We start from the raw sequence: 5,204 nt of genomic DNA on the forward strand, positions 1-5,204 counted from the left end.
CCGATGCGGCTGCGGCCTGGCGGCAAAGCCGCCCGGGACGACGATGCGCGTCTCGGCCGTCACGGGAAAGCCTGCGGCTTGCCAGGCGCCGAAGCCTTCGTCCATGACGTAGACCGCGTCATGACCGAGCCAGCGCAGCAGCCACCACAGGCGCGAGGCCATCGCCCCGCCCTGGTCGTCATACGCGACGACGCGGGAGTCCGGGCCGATGCCCGCGCGGCGGAACACCGCCTGCAGCGCTTCCGGCTCCGGCAGCGGATGGCGCCCGCCATGCTCTCCGACCGGAGCCGACAAATCCTGCTCCAGGTCCAGGTACACGGCGCCGGGAATATGGGCTTCCTCATAGGTAGAGCGCCCCGACAGCGGCTTGCCTAGAGCGAACCGGCAGTCCGCGATGACGAGATCAGGTTCATACATCCGGGCCAGCAGCCATTTCGGCGATACGATGGTTCCCATGGTCGAAATCCTCCTCATAAGCAAATAGGCTTGGCTCCGATCCAACCCTGCGCCGTGATCGGTTCCAGCGATTCTAGAAGCGTGTTGAAAAATAGGTGGCCTGCGGTCGGTATGGGTCTCCAATCGCTGTTGCCGTTCTGATTTCATTGAATAAGGGATTAGCAGTTGAAATCAGACGACAAAGGCGAACGCTGACGCTTTTCCGACTCCATTCCGACCCTCCGGTCACTTTTTCACCACGCTTCCAGAGCTTGTTCTGCAAGTACCCAGGCTGTTCATCCGAGCAGAATGACAATGTTAGCCTCTTCTAATCAACTGCTCGGCGCTCTATCCAGCCCCCGATGCAGTTTCCCCATCTATTGCGCTTCCAACCCGGCCGGCTCACTCCGCAGCAGCCGGACCTTTCCCGCTCTTCCGCTCGCCGCCCCGCATCGCAAGAAGCGCGAGCAGCAGCAAGAGCAGAATGGCGGCCATCGCCGCCGTCATCTGCAGCAGGACATTCCAGTCATAGGCGTCGAGAATCCAGCCTGCCAGCTTGGGGAACAGCGCTCCGCCAAGGCCGCCGCAGGCGACCATGAGGCTCGTCGTGCGATCCGTCATGCCCGGCAGCTTCTCGTTGACGTAGATGAGCGCGACCGCGAAAATCCCCGCCATGAACAATCCGGCGAGCGCGACCAGCACCAGCATCCAGGACAAGCCCGACTCCGATACGCCCGACATCAGAACGAGAGATACGAGCGATGCTCCAACGGATACAAGCAGATAAGTCCGGTAGCCCGCAGCCTTGGTCGCCGCTCCGATGAAGAGACGTCCAGCCACCATCGTTCCCCAGAACAGACTGAGAACGGCCGATGCTTCCGCTTCCTTGAGTCCAGCCTGCGCGGTCATGACCGAGGGCAGATAGTTCGCGAACACCATCTCCATGCCGACATAGAGGAAAAAGAACAGCATGCCTGCCGTCAACAGCGGCATCGAGCCTCTTGCATAGCGGGGACGGAAAGGCCGGTCGGTTGCCCGCCCTTCCGCAGGCTCCGGCGAGGAGCCGCCGACGCTGCCGGCCGGATGGGCGAGACCTTGCCTCGCTGCAGCCGTTCCATGGGATGGATGCCCGTTCTCCCCTCTTGCATCGGCCCTAACAGCCGAAGCTCTGCCGGATCCGGCAGCAGGCGCTGCGGAAGAAGCCAGCCCTTCTCCGGCAAGTCCTCCGTCTTCGCCTGCAGCTCCGGCGGTTACAGCGCCCGTTCCCCCGGCGTCTTCGCCATCCGTCCTCTGCTTGACCATGACCGGACCATCCAGGCCCGGCGCAGGCGCTTCGCCAGGCGAGCCTTCAAGGAGTGCGGGCCGGCGCGGAACATAGGCCACCGCCTCTTCCGCCTCCCCGAACGACAGCGTCATCCAGAGCAGGAGGCAGATGCCGGCCAGCGCGGTGAGCACCGGGAAGCTCATGGGCCAGATTCCGCCCTGGATGAGCAAGGAAGCCACTCCGGGCATCACGAGCGCTCCGATGCCGAAGCAGACTTCGAGCCAGCCCATCGCGGAAGCTTTCCCCTTGACGAATACGTCCATGATCAGGGCGCCTACGACGGCCTCCGTCATGCCGAAGCCGAACCCGGCCACCGGCGCGACCAGCAGAATGATATCCCAAGGCGGCAAAGTGCTGTATACCGCTTCGGCAATTGTCAGCGCTCCCATAGCAAGCACCAGCGTGCTCCTGCGGCCGATCCGCGAGGAGAGAGCCGGCGCCGCCAGAACGCCGATCAGAAACCCGATGAATTGGTTGGTGATCCATTGCCCTGCCGAGCTGTAGTCAAGCGCATACTCCTTCATGACCGGCTCCAGCAGCGCCCCGGCGACGACATGGGCAAGCCCTATGACGAAATAGGACAGGCAACCTAGCAAAATCAGTTTTCGCATCGCAGCTCCCTCAGGTGCAAGTTTTACATGATGAGTTCCTGTTGTCTCCCCATCATATCATGAGAGCAATCGGGAATGGTATAATGGCCATGCCGGGCAACCGTTATCACGGCCGAAGGAGTGAACCCCTCTATGACGAATAAACCCGACGGCGGGCTGGGCTGGCAGGTCGTGCCCATGACGGAGCGGCATGCCGAGGAAGTATGCGGCTGGCGCTTCGAGCCCCCCTATGACGTCTACAATAACGATCCTTGGGAAGTGCTCAGGAAGCTGGAGATCGAGATCGGCGATCCCAAGCTCAGGCAGGAGCAGTATGCAGCCGTGGTCGACCCGGAGGACGGCGAGCTGATGGGCTACGCGCAGTTTTTTCCCATCCAGGGCGTCACCCGCCTCGGTCTGGCGATGCGGCCCGATCTGTGCGGAGACGGGCTCGGCCCGGCCTTCGTCTCGCTGCTTGTCCAGGAAGCCAAGCGTCGCAAGCCTGGAGACGAGATCGACCTCGAAGTGCTTATATGGAACCACCGCGCGAAGCGGGCCTACGAGAAAGCCGGGTTCCGCCTGACCGACACCTACGAGCGCGGGACGCCGGAAGGACCGAAAATGTTCCACTGCATGGTGTACAAGGGCCGCTGACCGTCTGCGGCCCGGATTGAGATCGGTTCTATTTCTTCCTGCGGCACTATCCTCTATTCATCCTGCCATCCGGATCGATACCAGCTCTAATCATTCCAGCGCCTGGATGGACATCAGCCTCTATTCCTTCCAGCAGCTCAAACTCGCTGGAGCCGCCATATGTACTCCCGTCAGCCAAGCTCATCCTCCCGGACATCCACTAGCAGGAACATGTCCGGTCCCGCCGGCACGGACACGGTACGCACCCGGCCGCCCCGGTCCAGATCCGTGTACGGCCTGGAGATAGCGAAGCGCCGTCCGGACAGCAGCTCCACGCTGCTGTAGACGAAATAGGGACGCCAGCTCCAATCCGAGCCCCGGTAATGTTCTTCCCGAATCCATCCGCCCTCCGTCCGCTGGTAGTTGGCGGAGAGCTGAATGCCGTCGGACCGGCACAGGTAGGCGCGCATGCAGCCAGCATCGAGCTTGCGGAGCAGCGGCGCCAGGAAAGCCTCTTCGCCGCCCTCCCCTCCGCTGTCCCGGAGCAGCCGCTCCGCCTCGCGGGCGAGCTCCTCGGCCTGCTTCCATCGTCCGCCTTCCTCTCCCGCCTGCTTCCGCTTGGTGTCCAGCAGCTCCGAGTCCAGCAGACGCTTATACCGGTCCCGGCTGCCGAAGGCAGCCTCCGCTCCCGAGAACAGATAGCCCTGCACGTAGCGCGCCCCGGCCGATATCGCCCGCTGCAGATCCTGCCGGGTCTCGACCCCTTCCATGAGCAGGGAGGCGCCGATGCCGTCGGCGATGGCCGAGAGCGATCGCAGCACCCCGTGGAAGCCTTCGTGATGGGCGCTCCGGGATACCATATTCATATCCACCTTGAGCATATCCGGCTGGATATGCGCGATCCGGTCCAGGTTGCTGAACCGGCTCCCTACGTCGTCGACGGCGATGCTGCAGCCCGCCCGGCGGAATTCACGCACCGCTCCGACCAGGCATTCGATTTCTCCGTCGAAATCCTCCTCCGTCACCTCGATGCAGATCAGGCTTGGATCAACCTTGCACTGCTCCAGCAGCTTCAACATCGGAAGGACAGAGCTGTCCACGCTCCCGGAGGACCCGCCGGACAGCCACCCCGGCTGAAGATTGATGAACAGCTTCTCGGTCCGTCCCAGCCGGCCATGCTCCCGCACGGCCTGCTCCCGGATGAAGGCGTCGAGCTCCCTCTTGGCTTTCTCGGAAACGCCGGGATGGCTGAAATAAGCCCCCAGGCTGCGCGCTCCGGAGGCTCCGCAATCTCTTCCAAGGACTTCGTATCCGGTTACGATCCGGGTATCCAGGGCCAGGATCGGCTGATAGTAGGCTCTCGGGTTCTGCGGGCGGGACGGCTGGTCCGCCTCCGGCCGCTCGCTTGAATCCATCGTCATCGCTGGGGCCTCTCCTGTACCGGTCAATTATGTAAGATAATCTGACATTAATTGCTATTGTATCGGACTCTCCCTTGCGTGACAAGCTTTGGAAGAGCTCCAGGAGAGCCGGCAGCCCTTTCCCCAGCCATCTTTCGCGCATCGCGATCAGCCGGCATGCGATGCGCATCCGGCTGGTCGTTTTATTGTATCGGCAGTTTTCGCCGGCGCGCTCCTGCCCGCTCTCGGCTGACCCATTCGCGCGGAGCGGCCGTTCAGATCAGCCGCACGATGCGGGCTTCCTTGCCGTCCACCAGCACCTCGATGACATGGAACTTCGGCTTGTAGGCGACGACGCCCTCGCCCACATGAAGGATCGGCTCCTCGCCGAGGCCGTAGAAGACATCGTCCGCCAGCGCCTCCATCACTTCATGCTTCTCCTGGTCGCCAAGCTCGCTCCAATCCTCCTGGCTCATATCGAAAAAGGAGTAACTATCGCGAATCGCGCTCACCGCGACCGTCAGATCTTCCAAAATTTCCTTGTATTCCCTCGCATGCTTTACGCCCATGCCTTCCGCCATCCTTCCTGTAAATACGGATCTATTTTCCTATTGTACACGGATATGTGGGGCCTTAACGCCTGGTGACACAATAAAAGCCAAAATTTCTCTAATCGCAACCAGCCGAGAAGTCGATATATAGGACACAAAGGGCTCGGCTCCGCATCGCCTCGGCGCTTGGAGAGCCTGTCATCAACCATTTTTGGACGGGGTGTATTATGGAAAAATCCACATTCATCGGTATTGTACTGGGTTTTGCCGC

General features: G+C 61.7%; 5 protein-coding genes. 1 reads left to right on the top strand and 4 read right to left on the bottom strand.

Going from position 1 to position 5,204, the window contains the following annotated elements; all coding sequences use genetic code 11:
* Positions 1-456 (bottom strand): sulfurtransferase (locus tag BN871_RS21700; RefSeq protein WP_048748759.1); only part of this gene is annotated, 456 nt, incomplete at its 3' end.
* A gap of 381 nt (positions 457-837) precedes the next feature.
* Positions 838-2,370, bottom strand: a complete 1,533-nt coding sequence (locus BN871_RS26320) for a sugar MFS transporter (protein ID WP_021882135.1) — start codon at positions 2,368-2,370, stop codon at positions 838-840.
* A 132-nt stretch (positions 2,371-2,502) separates the two neighbouring features.
* Between BN871_RS26320 and BN871_RS21710 the strand changes: the two genes are divergently transcribed.
* The gene (locus tag BN871_RS21710; protein WP_048748761.1) at positions 2,503-3,003 is read left to right on the top strand and encodes a GNAT family N-acetyltransferase; all 501 of its coding nucleotides are present in this window, start codon (positions 2,503-2,505) and stop codon (positions 3,001-3,003) included.
* Positions 3,004-3,173: 170 nt separating this feature from the next.
* Here BN871_RS21710 and BN871_RS21715 read toward each other — a convergent pair whose 3' ends face one another.
* Both BN871_RS21715 and BN871_RS21720 read right to left on the bottom strand, forming a co-directional pair.
* A complete protein-coding gene (locus tag BN871_RS21715) occupies positions 3,174-4,403 on the bottom strand; it encodes an EAL domain-containing protein (protein ID WP_048748763.1) in 1,230 nt (409 codons plus the stop codon).
* A gap of 254 nt (positions 4,404-4,657) precedes the next feature.
* Positions 4,658-4,951, bottom strand: coding sequence for a hypothetical protein (locus BN871_RS21720; RefSeq protein WP_048748768.1), 294 nt, complete (start codon positions 4,949-4,951; stop codon positions 4,658-4,660).
* Between the last annotated feature and the right edge of the window lie 253 nt (positions 4,952-5,204).

Source organism: Paenibacillus sp. P22 (assembly GCF_000469945.2).
GTDB classification, from domain to species: Bacteria; Bacillota; Bacilli; order Paenibacillales; family Paenibacillaceae; genus Paenibacillus_O; species Paenibacillus_O humicus.